The organism is Gordonia sp. GONU (genome assembly GCF_024733855.1).
Classification (GTDB): domain Bacteria; phylum Actinomycetota; class Actinomycetes; order Mycobacteriales; family Mycobacteriaceae; genus Gordonia; species Gordonia amicalis.
In genome coordinates, this window is record NZ_JANRHB010000015.1 from 33099 (window position 1) to 51619 (window position 18521).

Here is an 18521-nt window from a genome sequence, read left to right on the forward strand (position 1 = left end):
GAGCGGCGTCGGCGACACAGTGTCGTCGGGCCTCCTCTGGAGGGCGGGTCTCAGGGGCGGTTCTCGTATTCGGCGGCCCGGCTGCGGTGATAGCCCTTCCGGACCGTGGCCACGATGTCGGCGTAGGTGGTCTCCCAGTCACCGAACACCTGCGCGTAGGTGAGCCGCATCGGTAGGTAGCCCAGCGGGATGAGCTTGCGGGACCTGATCCGGTCGCGTTCGTAGTCCTCTTCACCGGTGTGGTGCGTCCGGCTGTCGAGTTCGATGGCCAGCCGGTTGCCGACGAGGAGATCGATCCAGCCGACTGTGGGCACCTCATGCTGCACCTTGACCTCGAGGCCGGCGCTGATCAGCCGCAGACGAGCGGCGGTTTCCGTTCCGGACGCGGCGAGTCGATTGCACTTCTCGACGGCCTTCCGGAGGTAGAACGGCGCGAGCCGGAATTCGGCGCGGAGGTCGTCGACACTCAGCTTGCCGTGGTGAAGTGCGGAGTCGCACAGAATGATGAAGCCCTCCTCGTCGAAGCAGCGCGCGGCGTACTGCAGAGCGGTTGCCACGTCGTCGACGGCGGCACCAGCCGGTGTCGGGCGGCCGTGGCGTCGGCAACGGTCGGGGGCTCGGCGACGCTCGTACCGCGTCACGCGGGTGTGCGATGCGATCGGATGCTCGGGGATCCACAGCCCGTGACGTCGAAGCGCGCTCGCGCACGACACCACGGTGTTGTCGGCGACTGCGGCAACGACTTCGGGGTCGGCGTCGGGTACCTGATACCACCCGTGCCGGACCCGCTGGATCGCACCGCATTCGACGGCGCGTCGGATCTGCTCGGCGGTCTCTCCGGTTCCCAGCAGCTGATTCGTCGAGAAGACACCTCCGAAGCGCGCGACGAGTTGCTCGTAGTCCATGAGGGACAGTGTCGGGTGACCTGGCGTGGTCGGGCCGCCGCAGACAGGTCTTGTGGATAACTGCGTCGAGAACCGCCCCTGAAATCAACCCTCCAGAGGCCGCACGACGACGATATGTCGCCGAACTCCCTGCTGAGGGCGCTTTTCGGGGGCAGATCCCAGGGGCGCTTTTCCGGGGCGGATTTCGGGGCCAGCGATCAGGCTCAGCCGAGCAGCTTCTTCTGCACCTTGCCCATCGCGTTGCGGGGTAGGGAGTCGACGAAGCGGACCTCGCGCGGCCGTTTGTGATTGGAGAGCTCACCGGCGACGAACTCGATGAGTTCGGTGTCGGCGACCTCGTCGGCCACCACATACGCGACGATGCGCTGGCCCAGATAGTCGTCGGGTACGCCGATCACCGCGACTTCGCGCACGGCCGGATGAGCCAGCAGGACGGTTTCGATCTCGCCGGCGCCGATGCGGAAGCCGCCGGACTTGATGAGGTCGGTGGCCCGGCGGCCGACGATGCGATGCATGCCGTCCGGATCGATGACGGCGACATCCCCGGTGGCGAAGAACCCGTCCTCGAGCCACGATTCGGCCGTCGCCTCGGGGCGGTTGAGGTAGCCCGACGACATCATCGGTCCGCGTACGTGGAGATCGCCGACCGATTCGCCGTCATGGGCCACCTCGGCGTCGCCCTCCCGGAGACGGGTCTCGACCCCGGCCAGGGGCAGCCCCACCCAGCCCGGGCGACGTTCGCCGTCGACTCGGGTGCTGAGGGTGATCATGGTCTCGGTCATGCCGTAGCGTTCGACGATCTCGTGGCCGGTGAGCTCGCGGACCCGGTCGAAGACGGGAACAGGTAGCGGTGCACTGCCCGACACGAGAATACGTGCACCGGAGAGGGTACGGGCCGCCTCGGGCTCCGCACCGACGCGACTCCACACGGTCGGGACCCCGAAGAACATGTTCGCGCCGGCTTCGGCGGCCTGCGCGTAACCCGCGGCCGTCGGCTTCTCGGTGTGGATCAGACGGCCACCTCGACGAAGCGGCCCGAGGACACCGAGGATCAGTCCGTGCACGTGGAAAAGCGGAAGACCGTGGGCGAGAGTGTCATCGGCGGTCCACAGCCAGGCGTCGGCGAGTGCGTCGAGTCCCTCGGCGATCGCCTGCCGGGTGATCGGTACGCCCTTGGGTAGCCCGGTGGTGCCGGAGGTGTAGAGGATCAGCGCCGTCGAATCGGCGTGCGGTTCGGGATGACGGTGCCACGACTTCGCGTAGCGCCGGACCGGGACCACGGGCAACGCCGTGTCGGCGGGTGCCTGCCCCAGCCAGGCCTGGGCGCCCGAATCGGCCAGGATGTGCGCGAACTCGCGCGGACCCGAGTCGGGCGGTACCGGAACCACCGGCACTCCGGCGATCAGGCCGCCGACCAATGCGAGGACGGTTTCGACCGTCGGCTGCGCCAGCACCGCGACGGTGCGTGCGCCGGCGATCCGCTCCGCCACGGCAGTGGCCGCTCCGACGAGATCCTCACGTGAGAGCCGATCCTCGCCGATCCGGATCACGTCGGGATCGTCCGGGGCAGTGGGGGTCAACGTCGGCAGCAGCACCCTCCCACTGTGCCACGACGATCATGCCGTCCCGTGGACCCCCGCGACCTGCGAGGTCACCCGGCGTGCGCGAGAGCCTCGGCCCGCTCCTTGATCCCGCGGAGCATCTTGCGCTCCATGATCAGCGACCCGGGTTCCATCGGGATCATCGCCAGCTTCTTGCCCACACCGGGCAGCCGGAAACGGTTCCGGCTGATCAGCCGCGTCGACTCCCCGGCGGGGACCAGCGTGAACGACCACACCCAGTCGCCGTCGGCAGTACGGGTGACGAACGCCCGGCCGGGATCGGCGATCTCGACGCGGGATGCCTCGGGCCCGACGCCGATCGTGTCGCCCACCGCGGGGTGCTGGAACTCCTCGAGCACCTGATCGGTGCTGTGCATGTCGAGTCCCAGCAGATTCTCGATCCAGTCGTACGTGTAGGCGCCACCGCGAGGCGAGGGACCCATCTGAGCGAGCCATGGGTAGATCGCCTCCGGCGGTGCGTCGATGGTGATCGCGCGGGTGGCCACGCCGTCGGCGGCCGGCAGCAACTCGTCGCCCGGGAGTTCTGCTGCCACTTCGTCGTCGGTCGCGCCCCAGGTCATCACCCATGGTCGGATCCACGTGCAGTAGGTGATGGTCGCCGCGCCCATGGCCGCGGCGAGCCCGATGCCGACGAGGAACGGACGTGTCGTCATTTCGCCCCGCGCTCGGCAGCGGCGGACAGCGGACGAGTGGGATATGAGTCTGCGGGTGCCGGTCTACCGCGGTGGGCGAGCGTGCGACCCCAGACAACAGCCAGGCCGAGCTCGATCACCCCGATGACCGCGATCACCGGTTGCAGGAAGAAGAAGATCTGCAGCACCGCGATCTGGACGACGATCCAGGTGACCAGCGATACGCCGGCCAGCACGCCACCGAGTATCCCGAGTCGGGGATCGACGGGCAGGAAGACGATCGCGATCGCGGCAAGGGCATGGGGCACGCCGATCGCCGCGACGAGCACCAACCCCGGGCCGGTCCAGGTGTCGAAAGGCGTGTTGTGCAACCACTCCCGGGGCATCTGCCACCGGTCGTCGGCGAGTGCGAGTCCACCGTCGACGGCTTGATATGCGACGAGGATCTCGATGAGCGCAAGAATCCCGGCGGCCCAGGTACGTCGATATCCGGCCGCGACGGTGAACGGGCGTCGGAGGCCCCGCATAGACCTCATGACCCCAGTCTGCGCCGCTGACCGCGTTCCCGTCGTGGGCACTAGGTCACCTTCGACGGTGCCGATCAGGGTCGGACCCAGCCGTCGGCCATGAACTCGAGGAGCAGCTGGGCCTTGTTACCGATGGGACGCCCGGCCTCTTCATAACGACGCACGACGCGACGGTAGTGCTCACGCACCGTGCTCTCGGCGATCTGGTGCGTCTGTGATGTCTCGCGGAGAGTGGAACCGAGGGTGTAGGTCTGCAGGATCTCGCGTTCCCGTTCGGTCACGCGCACCCGGTTCTGGGCTGCCGGCGGAGTAGACGGTCCGGGTGGGCCCATGGTCGCGGTGAGCGCCTGGCGGAGTGCGGACTCGGCACCGGGTGAGCGGGGCGCGATGCGGATGTGGTCGCGGCCCGCGACCCCGTCCCCGAGGAAGACGACGCGCACGTTGCGCAGCATCGGCGCCCGCCGGACCAGCGCCAGCATCCCGGTCGAACGCACGAGGAGGACGGCTGGGTTGCGGAGGGCGCGGATCTGCGCGGGCTCGACGAGTGTTGCGCCGTAGCCGGCGCCTTCGACGAGGGCCACGAGTGCGGCGTCGAACAGATCGCCTTCGGCGATGACAACGGCGAGGCGTCTGTGGTGAGGGTGAGGATGAGGGGCGGTGGCCTGCGAAACGGTTCGGCCGACGGAGGCCATCCGGGACACGTTGGGCTGGGGGGTGGCTTCCTGCGGGCGGCGGAGCTCGTCCAGAGTGGCTGACATCGGTACCGTCCTTCTGTCGACAGAATCACTACCGGCTCCCGACATCGCCGAGGTCGACGGACCGGCGTCCCCGGAAGCCGTGATCGACCTTGCTTGCGATCGGTTGGGCGAAGAGATGAACTGCTCTCAACGTCTACTTTTCTAGAGTCACGAACTTGCACCGGTAAGTCACTGCCTGGGTGGCCTGATTGACAACGATTCGGGCCATAATGCGCTCGAATGAGTCCAATTAATGCGTGATCGCGCATGCGTCACAGGTATCGGGCAAAATTATGCACGTGCCGAACCGTTTGCGTGTGCTGGTCGCGTCACCGCTCGGTCACGTGGTGGCCGGGCCTCTGCAGAGTTTCCTCGAGCAGGCTGTCGTCACCGTGGCCACCACCGAGGACGAGTTCACCCGCTCTGTTGCCGGCCATGTCCGCTTCGACGTCGTGGTCGCCGATCTCATCTGGAACCGTCCGGATCTGGAATGGCGTTTCGACGGTCTCGACGCCATCGATGCCCTGGACAAACACGCGCGGCAGGCACCGGTCATCCTCGCGACCCATGGGCACGGACTCGAAGACGACCACGTCGACGAGGCCCGGTTGCGGAACGAGGTTGCCGCTGTCATCGAGAAGTCCGAGGGTTTCGCGACGCTGATGAGCGCTGTGCGCGCGGTCGCGGTGGGTCAGGGAGTGGCCGAGCAGCCGGGACCTCCGCGTCGAACCCCGCTGTATGAGTTGTTCGCCGGGCAGCGCGGTCACACCGCGGGCCGGCTGGCAGGCGCGATCGCCTCGGGTAACGCGTCCGATGGCGCGAGCCTGGCACGCGCGGCCAAGGTCTCACCCAACACCGCGAACAAGGTGACGAGCCACTACCTCGGCCCGATCATCGAGGAGCGGGGTGAGCAGCCGGTATCGTCTCCCCTGACGCAAGCCGCGGTGTACCGCTGGTGCGGCCTTCATGCGCGATATCTGATCAGCTGGTGCCGACGGCACGGGCATTCGGACGTCCTGGGTCCGATGCCGTCCTGACCGAACACCGGTCGAGGAACCATTCGAGGATCTCGACGCCGGCGAGGGCTCCCGTCCCCGTGGTGACGGTGAGCCCCGGTGCCGACCAGCCGAGCAACTCGAGTTCGCCGTGGCGGGGTCGGATCGCGTGGTCGGCGGCCGACAGGAGATCGGTGTCCAGCCATCCGTCGCCGGCGGCGCACAGCTCGGCGTCGGTCGTGATCGTCCCGTCGTCGACGAGCCGGCGACGGACTTCGGCGATCGCCGCGGACTTGGTGACCGACCCGGGAGTCGCGTAGATCTTGCGGCCCTGCTGCGAGGCGGTCCACCCGCGCGCCGCGCACCAGTCCTGCCAGGCCGGCAAGAACTCATCTGGCTGGCCCGCCGGGTCGACGACGAGGTAGCAGAACAGGTCGTCGGCGATCCGCAGCGACCGCACCCAGGACTCGTCGATGCGGCTGCGGAGTTCGGTGAGCACCTCGTCGAGCCCCGCGCCGGATTCGGACACCGCACGTTCGACCGCACGGCGCCAGTCCGGGTCGTCGGCTCCGTCGACCAGGATGCGCCCACCATTGCTCGCCACGGCGTATCGGAACGGATTGCCGGGCAGTGCGATTCGCTCGTACTGGGCCGGCGTCCGAGTCGTGGTCGGGATCACCGGTACCTCGGCGGCGAGGCGCGCGAGAAGTTCGACGGCGGTGGTCGTCATGTACGACAGGGGGGCGTCGCGGTAGATCTCGACGCAGACGGCGTCGACGGTGGCGAACTGTGCCTCGCCCATGGCGGCCTGCGAATAGATCATCGTCCGGTCGAGGTCGGTGGCGACCAGCACGTTCACGCGTCCTCCTTGATCAGCCCGACACACGAGTAGGCGAGATCGGATGAGACCTCCACCGGCACTCCGCGTTCGGCGGCCAGTAGCCGGATGTGGCGGTGTTCGGGCAGGTCGTCGTCGCGGACCAGGACGCGCCACGGCACCCGCCGCAGCAGCACGCGTGTCGTCTCACCGACGCCGGGCTTGACCAGGTTGATCGACGACAGTCCGTAGTCGAGCTGGATCCGTTCGACGGAGCGCCAGCCCGACCACGTCGGTGTCCGCTCCTGCGGTGTCATGGCGGCCAGGGTGGCGCCGACCCGTTCGGTGACAGCGGGGAACTCGGCGCTCACCGCGTCGAGCAGTTCGCCGGAGACGTCGAACTCCGCCAGATTCCGGTAGAACTTGGCGCCGTGGAACTCTCCCGGACCGATGTGGTCGGCGTTGAGGACCGTGCGCGACACGAGACCCGACACGGTCGAATTCAGACATGCCGAGGCGATGAGGAAATCATCCCGGGTGCCGTACAGCGTGGTGCAGGAGCCGGGGTCGGCGAGCACGGCCAGCTCGTCGTGCAGGTGCGGACGGCCGGGAAGCTGCGCGTATTCGGACAGGGCCGCGGTGAGTTCGCGCTGGATCGCGCCCTTCCCGGTCCACCCGTCGACGAAGACGACCGACTCGGCGGGGTGGCGCCGCGCGATGTGATCCAGTGCGACCGTGTCGATCCCGCGGTCGCGCACGATCGAGATGGTGTAGTGCTGCGGCTCGATCCCGTGGACCGTCTGCATCCATCGGCGGATCAGGATGCCGACGGGCGTGCCGGCGCGCGCGAGCGACACCAGCGTCGGAGACGAATGGCGTTCGGCGAGAATCAGTTCGGCAACCACACCGACAGCTTCGGCGAGTCGTTGCGCCGATGACCGCAAGGTCGACCGGAAGAGATCCTGGTACTCGCGACCGGGCTGGTACTCGATCGGCAGGGACTCGGCGTAATGCGCCTTACCCGACTGGATACGACGCTCCCGCTCGTGCAGGTCACCTTCGAGCGCGACATCGGAGAGATCCTTGAGCAACCACGTCACCTCGTCCGGCGCGTAGGAACCGAAGTGCGGACCGCGCAAGGGGGGAGTCGACGTCACAGGTTCGGTCATCGGCGCGCCTCCTCCCGGGATGCCCCGAGCTGTGCCTGCCCGGTCGCCGGGAGCACCGCCAGCGTCACCGGATGGCCGGCGGCGGTGAGGACGTCGAGCAGGCCACCCGGGGCGCGGAGCTCGGGAGTGTCGGCCGGGGTGTCGACCACGACCACGACCTGGGGATCGGCAAATGCGTTCGACGAGACGTTGTAGACGTAGCGCGGCGTGTCCGGATCGGATTCTGGTGCGACGAAACGGAATCCGCGACGCAGCGGGTAACCGGACACGTCATGGACCTGTGCGGGCGACCGCGTGGTGGTCTGATAGCCGGTCACGAAGCCGCGCAGCTCGAGGCACTCGGCGATGCACAGCGGTGCGTACATCAGCTCCTCATGACCGATCACGACGACGGGCCGTTGTGGGTCGAGGTGGTGTGCGATCCTCTCCGCGGCCGCCTCGGTCGCCTGATGGAACGGGTCCGAATCCGATCGCTCGAAACCGTGACGGCCACCGTCCGGTGTTCCCGCCGGCCATTCGAGCGTGAGCGTGGCGGCGTCGGCGCGTTCCGGTGCCACGGGATTCAGATCGTCCGACGTCAGCTCCCACACGTCGTCGAGCAGCGTGGGCGGTAACGTGACCGAGCCGTGCGCCAGGGCGACGTAGGAGACCTCCACACCGAGATCTGCAGCGGCCTTGGCGCATTCGGCGCGCTGATCGGGTGTGCGCATGTCCACGAGCGAGGCCACGACGAACCGCGTGCGTGGACGGGTTGCGACGATCGTCTCGATCGCGCCCAGGGCCGTGGTGCCGGTGGAGATCTCGTCGTCGACGAGGATGAGTGTCTCCTCGGGCGTCGCAGCGTCGAGAAATGCCGGATCGCTCGGCTGCAGCAGGTGGGTGGTGGCGTGCGAATGCCCTTCCTCGAAGGTCCCCGACACGACCACACCGGCAAGATGCCGGCGCGTCGAATGTAGGTAGCGAGAGGCGGAGATCCGCTGGGCGACACAGTGTCCCAGTCCCGTGGCGGTCTCGGCGAAGCCGAAGACCACGGAATCCCGTGCGGCATCGGCGCCGATCTGGCCGGTGATCGCCGCACCGAGGGCGTCGGCCGCGCCGCGCACGACACTGGGGGGTGTGGGGATGTGCTTGCCGAGCACGGTCGAGACCAGCAGATGTGCGCGCCTGCGGTTGTGGCGCAGACCGAGGACGACCAGGTCGCGCAGTTCGTGTCCCGCACACCCGGTGCCGTCGGCCGCCACCTGGACGCCGAAACGGGTGGTGACCCAATCGGGTTCACGGTCGATCCGGTGGCTGCTCACTGCGTCGCCGTTCGTCGGCCGGCCGGTCCCGGGTCGGCGAGCGCGGTGAGTAGATCGACGAAGCTCACACCCTGACGGGTCACGCCGAACGCGGCCGCCCGGTCGATCACGCGCAGAGCCCAATTCCGGTGGGGCTTCAGTTCGTTCATCTTGTTCCGATAGGAGGACGCCCGCACACCGCCGGTATCACCGGCGAGGATGTCGAGGGCGTCGTGGTACTCCTCGTGGGTCACCGCGGACAGGGCGTGCACGGCGGCGACGTGGGCGGGATGGATCACCGTCTTGCCGTGGAGCCCGTTGGCGCGGTCGAGCGTGATCTCGCGCAGCAGTCCGTCCATGTCCCGACTGACCAGTTGTTGCCGGAAGTACACCGCGTCACTCTCGCGAAAAGGTGTGTGGCGCAACGTCGGCTGGAACATGCGTTCGTGGTCGGCGAAGTACTCCCACACCGGTCCGGTCACGATGAAACCGGATTCGTCGCTGCGGCCGAGGTGGTTGACGATGCCGGCGATCACGTCGGCGGCGACCCGGACGTCGTAGATCGTGAGGTCACGGTCGCGCCGGATGCCGAAATAGCCGCAGATGTCGGTGGCACCGATGCGGACGGCGAGCACGTTGGCGCGGTGTTCGCTCAGGTTGGCGGTCAGGGCGGTCAACTCGTCGTCGCGCGTCTCGCGGTGCACGACCGCCGCGGACTCGAGGACAGGCATCACCCACAGGTGCCGGCCCAGGAGTTCGCTCGCCCGGGCAACCTCACCCAGCGCCTCATCGGCGTTGGCCGAGTTGAACTTCGGGATCACGAAGCCGGTCAGCGCCGGAGGAGTGTTCGGGGCCGACGGAGTGTCGAGCGCGGCAGCGATCCGCGGGATGCGGTCGGCCGACCGCGGACGGACGAACAGGAGCATCGGATCGCCGGGCTTTTCGGCGATGTCGCGGAGAGCGGCGACCGTGTGCTCGATGGCGTCGTCTTCTTCGTGGTCGGCGATCGCGTCCTCGAGGTCGATGACCATCGAGATCACGCCCTCCGCCCGCCGCTTGCGGATCACGTCGGCGAGATCCGGGCGGGTGGCGGGCACGTAGAGCGTGGCGCCGAGAGCGATCGCCAGTCGCTGTGCGGGCCAGGTGTCATCGATCGGCTCCGGTTGCCGGAAGAAGAGCTGTTCGCGCAGCGCGAAGCCCAGATGATCGAAGTGCCGGATCGTTCCGGGCTCGAGCCCGGTGTCGTCGTGGCGTGCCGTGGTGGTCATCGCGCGGCCACCTGTCCTCTCATCCGGGAAACTATCTCGCTGATCCGGTCGTCCACAGCCCGCAACTGGGTCAGATATCCCCAATAGTCAGGGTGGACGCGATCGAGCTCCCCCCTCGCACGCTCGATCCGGTCGGCCTGAGCATCGAGTACCGAGCCCCATTCGTCAACCAGAGAGTGATTCACCGCGAAGAGCTGAGCGTCGCGGAGTCGGAATCGGACGCGCCGCTCGGCTCCCTGCGGATCGGCACGCACTTCGCGCAGCAGACGCAGCCGATCCAGGACGGCGTCCACGGCGGCCTCGGCGACGGACAGGTCGTCTCGGGCGGCATCGGCCTGATCGATTGCCTGGTCGGGCGCGTCGGCCAGCATCGTGCGCGCCGCCGAGATCGCCGTATCCGCATGGGCCAGACGCTCGTCGACGACGACCTCGGTGCGCTGCAGGTCGGTCGAACAGTCCGCGCTGAATTCGCGGCGCAAGGCAGACAGGGTGTCGGGAACCTGCGCTCTGCGGGTGGCGATGGCGCTGCGACGGGTTTCCACCGATCGGATGACCTGGCGCGCGCGGTCGGCGAACGCGGGCGCCTCGCGGAGAAGGTTCTCCAGCCGCTGTGCCGATGTGATGATCGTCGCAGCGGCTGACTGGCGTTCACGCAGGCCCGAAGCCTGCTCGAAAACTCTCAAGGCACGGTCGAGTTCGTCGGTGGCCTTGGTGACCGACTGCAGCCGGCCGACCGCGGGACCGGCGTTCTCGAGAGCCGTCATCGCCCGGTGCGAGGCGACGCGTGCCCCATGGTCCTGGGCTTCTGCTGCCTGCATGGTGGCCCGGGCTCGCTGCAGTGCACCTGAGTTCGCCTCCGCGAAGCCGCGCATCGTCGCCGTGACCGTGCGAAGCGCCTCGGTGGTCCGCTCAAGGTCCTGGCGGGCCACGCGTGTGCCCGCGGGCGGGGAGACCAACCGGAGGTAGTCGGCGGTCACCTGAGCGTGCCGTTCGCGGAGCGCAGACCATTCGCCGCGCAGCTGTGAACGCGGGTCGGTGGCGGCCACCACACCGACGACCGGATCGATCTCGGCGAGGACGGTTTCGGACTCGAGGAAGGCCGCTGTCATTTGTTCCGATGATGCAGGTGACGCGGAATTCGTGCGTGAATCGTTGCCGAACCAACGACGTACGAAGTTTCCGGGCACCACACGATGCTATCGGCTATTTTCAACTCGGTATGTGGCCGGAGCGACCGACCCGCGACGGAGTCGAATCGGCCGCCTCGCGGCGCCGGATGTCGATCGCGGGCCGGTGCCGGGAAGCGGAGATGGCGTCGGGGAACACACGAGGGCGGTCGAGCGGCGACCTCCCGGCGGCTCGAGAGAGGCACGTCGAATGCAGTTGGTACAACGCTCCAAACGCGTGGTCGAGGCCAGGCTGAACAACACCGCGGTCCGCGCGATCAGCGGATCGATGGTGGCTTATGAGGGCCAGGTCGCGTTCAAATCGGCCGGCTTCGGTGGTGGCGACGGCGTCCTGGCCGGCCTCAAACAGCGGGCTACCGGTGAAGCCCTGTCCCTCATGGAGGCCTCGGGAAACGGCATCGTCTACTTCGCCCACAACGCGGCCGAGACGACGATCATCGAACTCAACAACGAGACACTGCAGGTCGAGTCCCAGCAGCTCATGGTGCTGAACGGGAACCTGCAGACCAACGTGGCGTTCGCAGGTGTGCGCGGCGCCTCGTCGGGCCAGGGACTGTTCACGACGACAGTCAGTGGGTACGGCCAGATAGCTCTGCTGTCCAATGGTGGTCCGCTGATCCATCTGGAGGTGTCGCCGCAGTATCCGCTGGTCGTCGATCCGGATGCATTCGTCTGTGCGCGTGGGCAATTGAACCAGTCGTTCGTCACCGACGTCTCGTGGCGCTCCGTCATGGGGCAGGGCGGCGGCGAAGCCTTCTCCCTACGGTGGGACGGCAGCGGCGTCGTATCGATCCAGCCGGCCGAGCGGTGAGGGTGGGGTAGCGAATGTTCACCAAGGTCAACAGCAAGATCGTCTCCGTCGACATCGGTCGAAGCGGGCCCGTCGTCGCCCGCAAGGGCGCGATGATCTTCTACAAGGGCAACGTCTTCTTCCAGCCGCATCAGATCGCGGGCGCCGGAATGGGCGGCGGCATGCCGGGATTGGGTGCGATGGGCGGCATGGCCGGCCGCATGCTCGCCGGCGAGCACGAGTCGACGATGATCGCGCAGGGGCAGGGCGAGGTGCACTACGGATTCCTCGGCATCGAGGTGCACGTCGTCGATCTGGGCGCGGTCGGCGGAACCATCCGCATCGAGGCCTCCCGACTGCTCGCCTACGGCGCGAACCTGCAGGCGTCGGTGGTCTCGGTGGCCTCCCAGGGCGGGAGTGGCGGAGGCGGGGGAGGAGGTGGTGGCCTCTTCGGTGCCCTGCGATCCGCGGCGGCCGGCGCCGTCACCGGTCAGGGCATGTTCACGACGCAGCTCTCCGGCCCGGGGTCCGCGGTGATCCTCGGCCACGGCGGGGTCTTCGAACTCGAGGTGACGCCGAACAAGCCGCCGGTGACCGTCGACCCGCAGGCCTTCGTCGGCTCCACGGGACAGGTCAACACCAACCTCCGCTCGACCGTCAGCTGGCGCAACGTCGGCCGTACCGGTGGCGAGGCAATGCAATTGGAGTGTTCCGGACAGGGCATCGTCTACGTGCAGGCATCGGAGGAGAAGCTGTGAGCCAACTCAACACCGTGTGGAGTCCGATGAACCTGCCATCGGACGACAACGTTCCGGACAACAACTATTCGTTCTGCATCGACCTGAACCAGCCCTGGTTCATGTCCAAGGGCGCGATGATCGCCTACTACGGTCAGATGCAGTTCACCTCCCTCCAGCAGGGCCTGCAGGGCCAGCTGCTGCAGATGGTGGCGCAACAGTTCTCGGCGCCGCTCTACCTCGGTGACTATGTGGTGGCCGAAGGCCAGGGCAAGCTGATCATCGGCGACCGCGGGTACGACATCAACGCCTACGACCTCGAAGACGGCAATCTCACGATCCGTGCCTCGAATCTGCTGGCCTTCCAGCCGAATCTGTCACTGAACCAGTCGATCGTGCCCGGCTTCCTCACCCTGATCGGCACCGGTAAGTTCCTCGCATCGTCGAACGGGCCGGTGATGTTCGTGGAACCGCCGGTGCGCGTCGACCCGGAAGCGCTTGTCGGATGGTCGGATTGCCCGTCACCGAGCCACCACTACGACCAGGCGTGGGTCAACAGCTTCATCGCGGCCGCCGGACAGCGGTTCGGCATCAACTCCGGCGAAGAGCGGCAGTTCGACTTCACCGGTGCCGGAACGGTTCTGGTGCAGTCCAGCGAGAAGGTGCGCGACGATTCGTCGGTCCTGCGCACCATCCAGGGCCAGCTTCCCGGCCTCTCGGTGCCGGGCCTGCAGCAGATCAACCAGCAGATCAGTCAGCAGCTCACGCAGCATCAGGGCTGAGACAGACGGATACGACAACTGCGCCGCAGATCCGAATGGATCTGCGGCGCAGTTGTTTGTGCGGTGCCTGCCTCTGGTCCCTGAGGTGCGAGGAGCGGGCGGCGCGTCGCTGCTCCCTGAGGTGCGAGAGCGGGCGGCTCGTCTCTGCTCCCTGAGGTGCGAGGAGCGGGCGGCTCGTCGCTGCTCCCTGAGGTGCGAGGAGCGGGCGGCTCGTCTCTGCTCCCTGAGGTGCGAGGAGCGAAGCGACGAGCCTCGAAGGGCTACACCTCGACCTTTTCCTGCTCGCCTCTCGCCGCGAGGCGATTTCGGCGAATGATGCTGGAGACCAGCGCTGCGATGATCAGCGCGACACCGATCAGGCCGGTGATGATCTCCGGCACGTGGGTGCCGATCGAGTACAGCAGGATGAACGCCAGTGCGCCGATGGCCCAGTGCGCGCCGTGCTCGAGGTAGACGTACTCGGAGAGCGTGCCCTTGCGGACCAGGTACACGGTGAGCGAACGGACGAACATCGCGCCGATGAGGCCGAGGCCCAGGGCGATGATGATCGGGTCGGCGGTGATGGCGAACGCGCCGATGACGCCGTCGAAGGAGAACGACGCGTCGAGCACCTCGAGGTAGAGGAACAGGAAGAAGCCGGCCTTGCCGGTCGCCTTGGCCAGGTCGCTGGGACCCGATCGGCCATTGGACTTCTCGGCGGTCGACTCCGATCCGGCTGCCTTGTCGTGCTCTTCCTCTTCTTCCTCGACCTCGACGTTGAAGTACTCGCCGAGACCGTTGACCAGGATGTAGGTGATCATGCCGAGTGCGCCGGCGATCATCACCGTCGATCGTTCGTCTGCCGGGGCGATGTACGTGGCGGTGAGCACGAGGAGAGTGATCGCGATGACGACCTCGAGCATCTCCAGCTTGCCGATCTTCTCGAGCGGCCGTTCGATCCACGTCAGCCAGGTGAGTTCCTTCTGCTCGAAGACGAAGCCCAGGAACAGCATCAGCAGGAACATGCCGCCGAACGCCGCGATCTGCGGGTGGGCGTCGGTGATGATCGTCTCGTAGCTCGGGTCACCGTTGGCGAAGTATGCCGCGTCGTTCGGTGGCGGGTTGAGTGCGAGGTCGAGCGCTTCGACCGGGTTCAGACCCGATGCGAGCCACACGATGACCAGCGGGAACACCAGGCGCATACCGAAGACGGCGATCAGGATGCCGACGGTGAGGAAGATCTTCTGCCAGAACTCGCTCATCCGGCGGAGGATCGTGGCGTTGATGACTGCGTTGTCGAAAGAGAGCGAGATCTCGAAGACGCCCAGGATGGCCGTCAGGATCAGCGCTTCGACGCCGCCGTAGAGGAAGGCGATGATCAGTGACACGATCGTCACGACCACCGACAGGCCGAAAATTCTTACTACCACTGGTTGGTGGCCTTTCTGAGGTGTTCAAGGGACCGCTGCCGACGGCGACGTCGGAGGGTGGAGACACGAGGATGCCGCACCCACTCTAGGAGAGGTGCGGCATCCACGGGAATCCGCTGCGGGAACAGCCGGCGAAAACCGGGGTCAGACGTTCACGCCGAAGTCGCGAGCGATGCCCGCGAGCCCCGACGCGTAGCCCTGACCGACCGCGCGGAACTTCCACTCCGCGCCGTTGCGGTACAGCTCACCGAAGACCATCGCGGTCTCGGTGGAGGCGTCCTCGCTGAGGTCGTAACGTGCGATCTCGGTGCCACCGGCCTGGTTGACGACGCGGATGAACGCGTTGCGGACCTGTCCGAACGACTGCGAACGTGCGTCGGCGTCGTAGATCGAGACCGGGAAGACGATGGAGTCGACCTCCGGCGGAACACCGGCGAGGTCGACCTTGATGACCTCGTCGTCGCCTTCGCCCTCGCCGGTCAGGTTGTCACCGGTGTGCTCGATCGAGCCGTCGGGCGAACGCAGGTTGTTGAAGAAGATGAAGTGCTGATCGGACAGCACCTTCTTGTTCGCGCCGAGCGCGATGGCGCTGGCGTCCAGGTCGAAGTCGGTGCCGGTGGTGGTGCGGATGTCCCAGCCGAGGCCGACGGACACTGCGGTCAGTCCCGGGGCCTCCTTGGTCAGCGAGACATTTCCACCCTTGCTCAGGCTCACGCCCATGAGATTGTGCCTTTCTGTTGGTACGTGGTCTGGTGATGTCCGATTCGTCCGGGGTTCAGACTCTCGGAGCAACCGACAACACTCTATGTGAAGGGTGGGGGTCGGTCACTGAGTTGGTTGGATGACCTGCGGATTCCTGGTTCGCGACCCCACCCGTCTCGACACGTTGGGCTGAGCGGGTAGTGCCCCTGGTGTGTGGGGTCCATCACTGCGACCATGGAGACCAGTCCGAGCGTGAGCGCCAGGCGTGTCGCGGTGTCGACCTCGGCGGACAGGTTCTGGCGCGGTTCAGTCCCGAGCCGATGTGGCTCGGGCGTGAGTCGATCAGGAGTGTGCGATGCCCGCCCAGAACGTTGCCCGGAAGCTCATCGGATCCCATCTGGAGGCCGGGGACATGACCCCGGGCGAAGAGATCGCGATCCACATCGACCAGACCCTCACCCAGGACGCGACCGGGACGCTGGTGATGCAGGAACTGGAGTCGCTGGGTCTCGACCGTGCCCGCACCGAGGTGAGCGTTCAGTACGTCGACCACAATCTCCTGCAGACCGACGAGAAGAACGCCGAGGACCACGAATATCTGCGTACGGCGTGTGAACGGTTCGGATTGTGGTTCTCGAAGCCCGGCAACGGGGTCTCCCATCCCACCCACATGCAGCGGTTCGGCATTCCCGGGAAGACGATGGTCGGGTCCGACTCGCACACACCGGCGGCGGGATCGCTCGGCATGCTCGCGATCGGCGTCGGCGGGCTCGAGGTGGCGCTGGCCATCACAGGTCGCCCGTTGAACATCCGGATGCCGGAGATCTGGGGTGTCCGGCTGGAAGGTGAGCTGCCACCGTGGTGTTCGGCCAAGGACGTGATCCTCGAGATGCTCCGGCGCCACGACGTCAAGGGCGCGGTGAACAGGATCATCGAGTACCACGGCCCCGGCCTCGCGAGTCTGACGGCGATGGACCGCCACGTGATCGCGAACATGGGCGCGGAACTGGGTGCGACGACGACGGTGTTCCCCAGCGACGACGCGGTGCGCGAGTTCCTCCGTGCCGAGGGCCGCGAAGACGACTGGATCGAGCTCGTCGCCGACGACGGCGCGACCTACGACGCCGAGGAGACCATCGATCTCACCGAGATCGTCCCGCTGATCGCAAAACCCTCCTCTCCCGGGGACGTCGTGCCTGTCAGCGAGGTCGCCGGGGAGGAGATCTCGCAGGTGGTGATCGGGTCGAGCGCCAACCCCGGCCTCCGCGACTTCGCGATCGCCGCAGCGATGGTGGAGGGGAGGCAGACGTCGGCCGGCGTCAGCTTCGACATCAACCCGACCTCGCGAGAGATCCTCACCGACCTCACCAAGATGGGCGCCATGACCAGCCTCGTCATCGGTGGCGCCCGCATCCACCAGGCCGGATGTATGGGGTGCATCGGCATGGGACAGGCACCCGCGACCGGGCAGAACTCACTCCGAACGATGCCGCGCAACTTCCCCGGACGGTCGGGGACCAAGGACGACAAGGTGTGGCTGTGCTCGCCGGAGACCGCAGCGGCCTCGGCACTCACCGGTGTGATCACCGACCCCCGCGACTGGGCGGCTGACAACGAGGTCGCGTACCCCGAGCTCGACCTTCCCCGCGAACATTCGGTCAACACCGCGATGCTCGTGCCGCCGCTGCCGCCGGACGAAGCAGCGGAGATCCAGCCGGTGAAGGGCCCCAACATCTCCGACCTGCCGGACCTGGATCCGCTGCCGGATGTCGTCGAGGCCCCGGTGTTGCTGAAGGTCGGCGACAACATCTCCACCGATGACATCTCGCCCGCCGGCGCACGAGCTCTGCCCTACCGGTCGAACATCCCGAAGCTCGCCGAGTTCTGCTTCACGCGGATCGACGACAGTTACACGGAACGTGCACGTTCCGCGGACACCGGCCACATCATCATCGGCGGTGACAACTATGGACAGGGCTCGTCACGCGAACATGCGGCCATCGCGCCGCGCCATCTCGGCCTGCGGGTGGTGATCGCCAAGTCGTTCGCGCGCATCCACTGGCAGAACCTCGCGAACTTCGGTGTGCTGGCAGTGGAATTCGTCGACCCCGCCGACTACGACGCCGTCGAGCAGGGCGATACCCTGCGGCTGGAGAAGCTGCGGGATGCCCTGGGTGACGGGGACGTCCTCACCGTTCGCAACGTGACCCAGGACCGCGAATTCGAAGTCCGGCACCGGCTCTCGAAGCGTCAGGTGTCCGACGTCCTCGCCGGCGGTCTCATCCCACGCCTCGCCGCCGAGGAACACCCGGACGAACATCGGGCCGAGGAGACCGTCTTGCAGGACAGCGGCGAGATCAGCTGAGCGTCAGCGCACGTGCCCGGTCAACTGGTAGGTCTCCGGCGGGCCCGCGATCGACGAGTACAGCGAGACCTGAGTGAACGCGCCATTCTTCGGCGCGAACAGCCAGATGCCGACCGGATACTTCGCGATGCTCCCGGACGCACAGTCCGGCTTGCACAGCTTGCGGTTCTCGGTCCCGAAGCCGGCGGCGAAGCCATCGGTCCACGCGAGCCAGGTGATGTCCGAGACGATGACCCCCACGTCGGCGCAGAAGATCGACGAGAGTGTCCGTGGCTGAACAAGTTTCGCGCCGTCACAGCCACCGACGACGGTCACGGCCGGGGTGGGAGACGGTGCGGCAACCGCAGTCCCGGTGCCCGCGACACCGAACAGTCCCAACGTGGCCGCGATCGCCGCGGTCACACACACCCGGATGATTCTCGAACCCATCGTGGTCTCCTCCTCGTGACCTGCCGCGGCAGTCGGCGGTATGAGGAATCATTGTCGACCACAGCGCGAGTGACCACGCGTGGATTCACCGAACCCGTGTCGCCGAAAACGACGACGTCCCCGCCGGAACCGTGAGGGTGTGCCTCACGAATCCCGAACGGGGACGTC

18 protein-coding genes are annotated in these 18521 nt (G+C 67.1%); 5 read left to right on the plus strand and 13 right to left on the minus strand.

Translation table 11 applies throughout. The features are described 5' to 3' along the window. Positions 1 to 50: 50 nt before the first annotated feature. From NWF34_RS14880 to NWF34_RS14900, 5 genes are all read right to left on the minus strand, one after another. Complete coding sequence (locus NWF34_RS14880; protein WP_024499083.1) at positions 51 to 905, minus strand: type IV toxin-antitoxin system AbiEi family antitoxin domain-containing protein; 855 nt, start codon at positions 903 to 905, stop codon at positions 51 to 53. 203 nt (positions 906 to 1108) lie between these two features. After that, entirely contained in the window at positions 1109 to 2500 is a 1392-nt protein-coding gene (locus NWF34_RS14885) for an acyl-CoA synthetase (protein WP_159404655.1), read from the minus strand. Between the two features lie 56 nt (positions 2501 to 2556). Continuing rightward, on the minus strand, positions 2557 to 3180 hold the full coding sequence (locus tag NWF34_RS14890) for an SRPBCC family protein (RefSeq protein WP_024499085.1): 624 nt from the start codon (positions 3178 to 3180) through the stop codon (positions 2557 to 2559). Next, a complete protein-coding gene (locus tag NWF34_RS14895; protein ID WP_309148639.1) occupies positions 3177 to 3695 on the minus strand; it encodes a hypothetical protein in 519 nt (172 codons plus the stop codon). The genes NWF34_RS14890 and NWF34_RS14895 overlap by 4 nt, the downstream gene beginning before the upstream one ends. A gap of 65 nt (positions 3696 to 3760) precedes the next feature. Continuing rightward, on the minus strand, positions 3761 to 4444 hold the full coding sequence (locus NWF34_RS14900) for a hypothetical protein (RefSeq protein WP_024499087.1): 684 nt from the start codon (positions 4442 to 4444) through the stop codon (positions 3761 to 3763). 272 nt (positions 4445 to 4716) lie between these two features. Between NWF34_RS14900 and NWF34_RS14905 the strand changes: the two genes are divergently transcribed. Then, the gene (locus tag NWF34_RS14905) at positions 4717 to 5460 is read left to right on the plus strand and encodes a response regulator (protein ID WP_024499088.1); all 744 of its coding nucleotides are present in this window, start codon (positions 4717 to 4719) and stop codon (positions 5458 to 5460) included. Here NWF34_RS14905 and NWF34_RS14910 read toward each other — a convergent pair. From NWF34_RS14910 to NWF34_RS14930, 5 genes are read right to left on the minus strand one after another with little or no spacing between them, the layout of a single operon-like run. Continuing rightward, the gene (locus NWF34_RS14910; RefSeq protein ID WP_024499089.1) at positions 5405 to 6277 is read right to left on the minus strand and encodes a hypothetical protein; all 873 of its coding nucleotides are present in this window, start codon (positions 6275 to 6277) and stop codon (positions 5405 to 5407) included. The two genes, NWF34_RS14905 and NWF34_RS14910, sit on opposite strands and share 56 nt — an antisense overlap. After that, a complete protein-coding gene (locus NWF34_RS14915) occupies positions 6274 to 7404 on the minus strand; it encodes a cysteine protease StiP family protein (protein WP_159404657.1) in 1131 nt (376 codons plus the stop codon). Before NWF34_RS14915 ends, NWF34_RS14910 begins: the two co-directional genes overlap by 4 nt. Beyond that, the gene (locus tag NWF34_RS14920) at positions 7401 to 8705 is read right to left on the minus strand and encodes a phosphoribosyltransferase family protein (protein WP_159404658.1); all 1305 of its coding nucleotides are present in this window, start codon (positions 8703 to 8705) and stop codon (positions 7401 to 7403) included. Before NWF34_RS14920 ends, NWF34_RS14915 begins: the two co-directional genes overlap by 4 nt. After that, the gene (locus NWF34_RS14925) at positions 8702 to 9952 is read right to left on the minus strand and encodes an HpcH/HpaI aldolase/citrate lyase family protein (RefSeq protein ID WP_159404659.1); all 1251 of its coding nucleotides are present in this window, start codon (positions 9950 to 9952) and stop codon (positions 8702 to 8704) included. The genes NWF34_RS14920 and NWF34_RS14925 overlap by 4 nt, the downstream gene beginning before the upstream one ends. Beyond that, a complete protein-coding gene (locus NWF34_RS14930) occupies positions 9949 to 11061 on the minus strand; it encodes a hypothetical protein (RefSeq protein ID WP_258325391.1) in 1113 nt (370 codons plus the stop codon). Before NWF34_RS14930 ends, NWF34_RS14925 begins: the two co-directional genes overlap by 4 nt. Before the next feature lie 268 nt (positions 11062 to 11329). Here NWF34_RS14930 and NWF34_RS14935 point away from each other — a divergent pair, with 268 nt between their 5' ends. From NWF34_RS14935 to NWF34_RS14945, 3 genes are read left to right on the plus strand one after another with little or no spacing between them, the layout of a single operon-like run. Then, the gene (locus NWF34_RS14935; RefSeq protein ID WP_006438591.1) at positions 11330 to 11950 is read left to right on the plus strand and encodes an AIM24 family protein; all 621 of its coding nucleotides are present in this window, start codon (positions 11330 to 11332) and stop codon (positions 11948 to 11950) included. Between the two features lie 14 nt (positions 11951 to 11964). Then, on the plus strand, positions 11965 to 12687 hold the full coding sequence (locus tag NWF34_RS14940) for an AIM24 family protein (protein ID WP_159404660.1): 723 nt from the start codon (positions 11965 to 11967) through the stop codon (positions 12685 to 12687). Then, a complete protein-coding gene (locus NWF34_RS14945) occupies positions 12684 to 13448 on the plus strand; it encodes an AIM24 family protein (RefSeq protein ID WP_024499095.1) in 765 nt (254 codons plus the stop codon). The genes NWF34_RS14940 and NWF34_RS14945 overlap by 4 nt, the downstream gene beginning before the upstream one ends. A 260-nt stretch (positions 13449 to 13708) precedes the next feature. On the opposite strand, the gene NWF34_RS14950 is transcribed toward NWF34_RS14945, so the two are convergent. Both NWF34_RS14950 and NWF34_RS14955 read right to left on the minus strand, forming a co-directional pair. Continuing rightward, positions 13709 to 14857, minus strand: a complete 1149-nt coding sequence (locus NWF34_RS14950) for a DUF475 domain-containing protein (RefSeq protein WP_258325392.1) — start codon at positions 14855 to 14857, stop codon at positions 13709 to 13711. A gap of 144 nt (positions 14858 to 15001) precedes the next feature. Then, positions 15002 to 15577, minus strand: coding sequence for a TerD family protein (locus NWF34_RS14955; RefSeq protein WP_024499097.1), 576 nt, complete (start codon positions 15575 to 15577; stop codon positions 15002 to 15004). A gap of 337 nt (positions 15578 to 15914) precedes the next feature. Here NWF34_RS14955 and NWF34_RS14960 point away from each other — a divergent pair, with 337 nt between their 5' ends. After that, entirely contained in the window at positions 15915 to 17924 is a 2010-nt protein-coding gene (locus NWF34_RS14960) for an aconitate hydratase (protein ID WP_258325393.1), read from the plus strand. Positions 17925 to 17927: 3 nt separating this feature from the next. On the opposite strand, the gene NWF34_RS14965 is transcribed toward NWF34_RS14960, so the two are convergent. Further along, positions 17928 to 18353, minus strand: a complete 426-nt coding sequence (locus NWF34_RS14965) for a hypothetical protein (RefSeq protein WP_024499099.1) — start codon at positions 18351 to 18353, stop codon at positions 17928 to 17930. Between the last annotated feature and the right edge of the window lie 168 nt (positions 18354 to 18521).

What these genes read in the sequence shown, in the direction of transcription:
- NWF34_RS14930 (WP_258325391.1), bottom strand. Translation starts at nt 11,061, where the DNA reads ATGACAGCGGCCTTCCTCGAGTCCGAAACCGTCCTCGCCGAGATCGAT.
- NWF34_RS14940 (WP_159404660.1), top strand. Translation starts at nt 11,965, where the DNA reads ATGTTCACCAAGGTCAACAGCAAGATCGTCTCCGTCGACATCGGTCGA.
- NWF34_RS14900 (WP_024499087.1), bottom strand. Translation starts at nt 4,444, where the DNA reads ATGTCAGCCACTCTGGACGAGCTCCGCCGCCCGCAGGAAGCCACCCCC.
- NWF34_RS14905 (WP_024499088.1), top strand. Translation starts at nt 4,717, where the DNA reads ATGCACGTGCCGAACCGTTTGCGTGTGCTGGTCGCGTCACCGCTCGGT.
- NWF34_RS14935 (WP_006438591.1), top strand. Translation starts at nt 11,330, where the DNA reads ATGCAGTTGGTACAACGCTCCAAACGCGTGGTCGAGGCCAGGCTGAAC.
- NWF34_RS14890 (WP_024499085.1), bottom strand. Translation starts at nt 3,180, where the DNA reads ATGACGACACGTCCGTTCCTCGTCGGCATCGGGCTCGCCGCGGCCATG.
- NWF34_RS14955 (WP_024499097.1), bottom strand. Translation starts at nt 15,577, where the DNA reads ATGGGCGTGAGCCTGAGCAAGGGTGGAAATGTCTCGCTGACCAAGGAG.
- NWF34_RS14965 (WP_024499099.1), bottom strand. Translation starts at nt 18,353, where the DNA reads ATGGGTTCGAGAATCATCCGGGTGTGTGTGACCGCGGCGATCGCGGCC.
- NWF34_RS14915 (WP_159404657.1), bottom strand. Translation starts at nt 7,404, where the DNA reads ATGACCGAACCTGTGACGTCGACTCCCCCCTTGCGCGGTCCGCACTTC.
- NWF34_RS14960 (WP_258325393.1), top strand. Translation starts at nt 15,915, where the DNA reads ATGCCCGCCCAGAACGTTGCCCGGAAGCTCATCGGATCCCATCTGGAG.
- NWF34_RS14880 (WP_024499083.1), bottom strand. Translation starts at nt 905, where the DNA reads ATGGACTACGAGCAACTCGTCGCGCGCTTCGGAGGTGTCTTCTCGACG.
- NWF34_RS14925 (WP_159404659.1), bottom strand. Translation starts at nt 9,952, where the DNA reads ATGACCACCACGGCACGCCACGACGACACCGGGCTCGAGCCCGGAACG.
- NWF34_RS14895 (WP_309148639.1), bottom strand. Translation starts at nt 3,695, where the DNA reads ATGAGGTCTATGCGGGGCCTCCGACGCCCGTTCACCGTCGCGGCCGGA.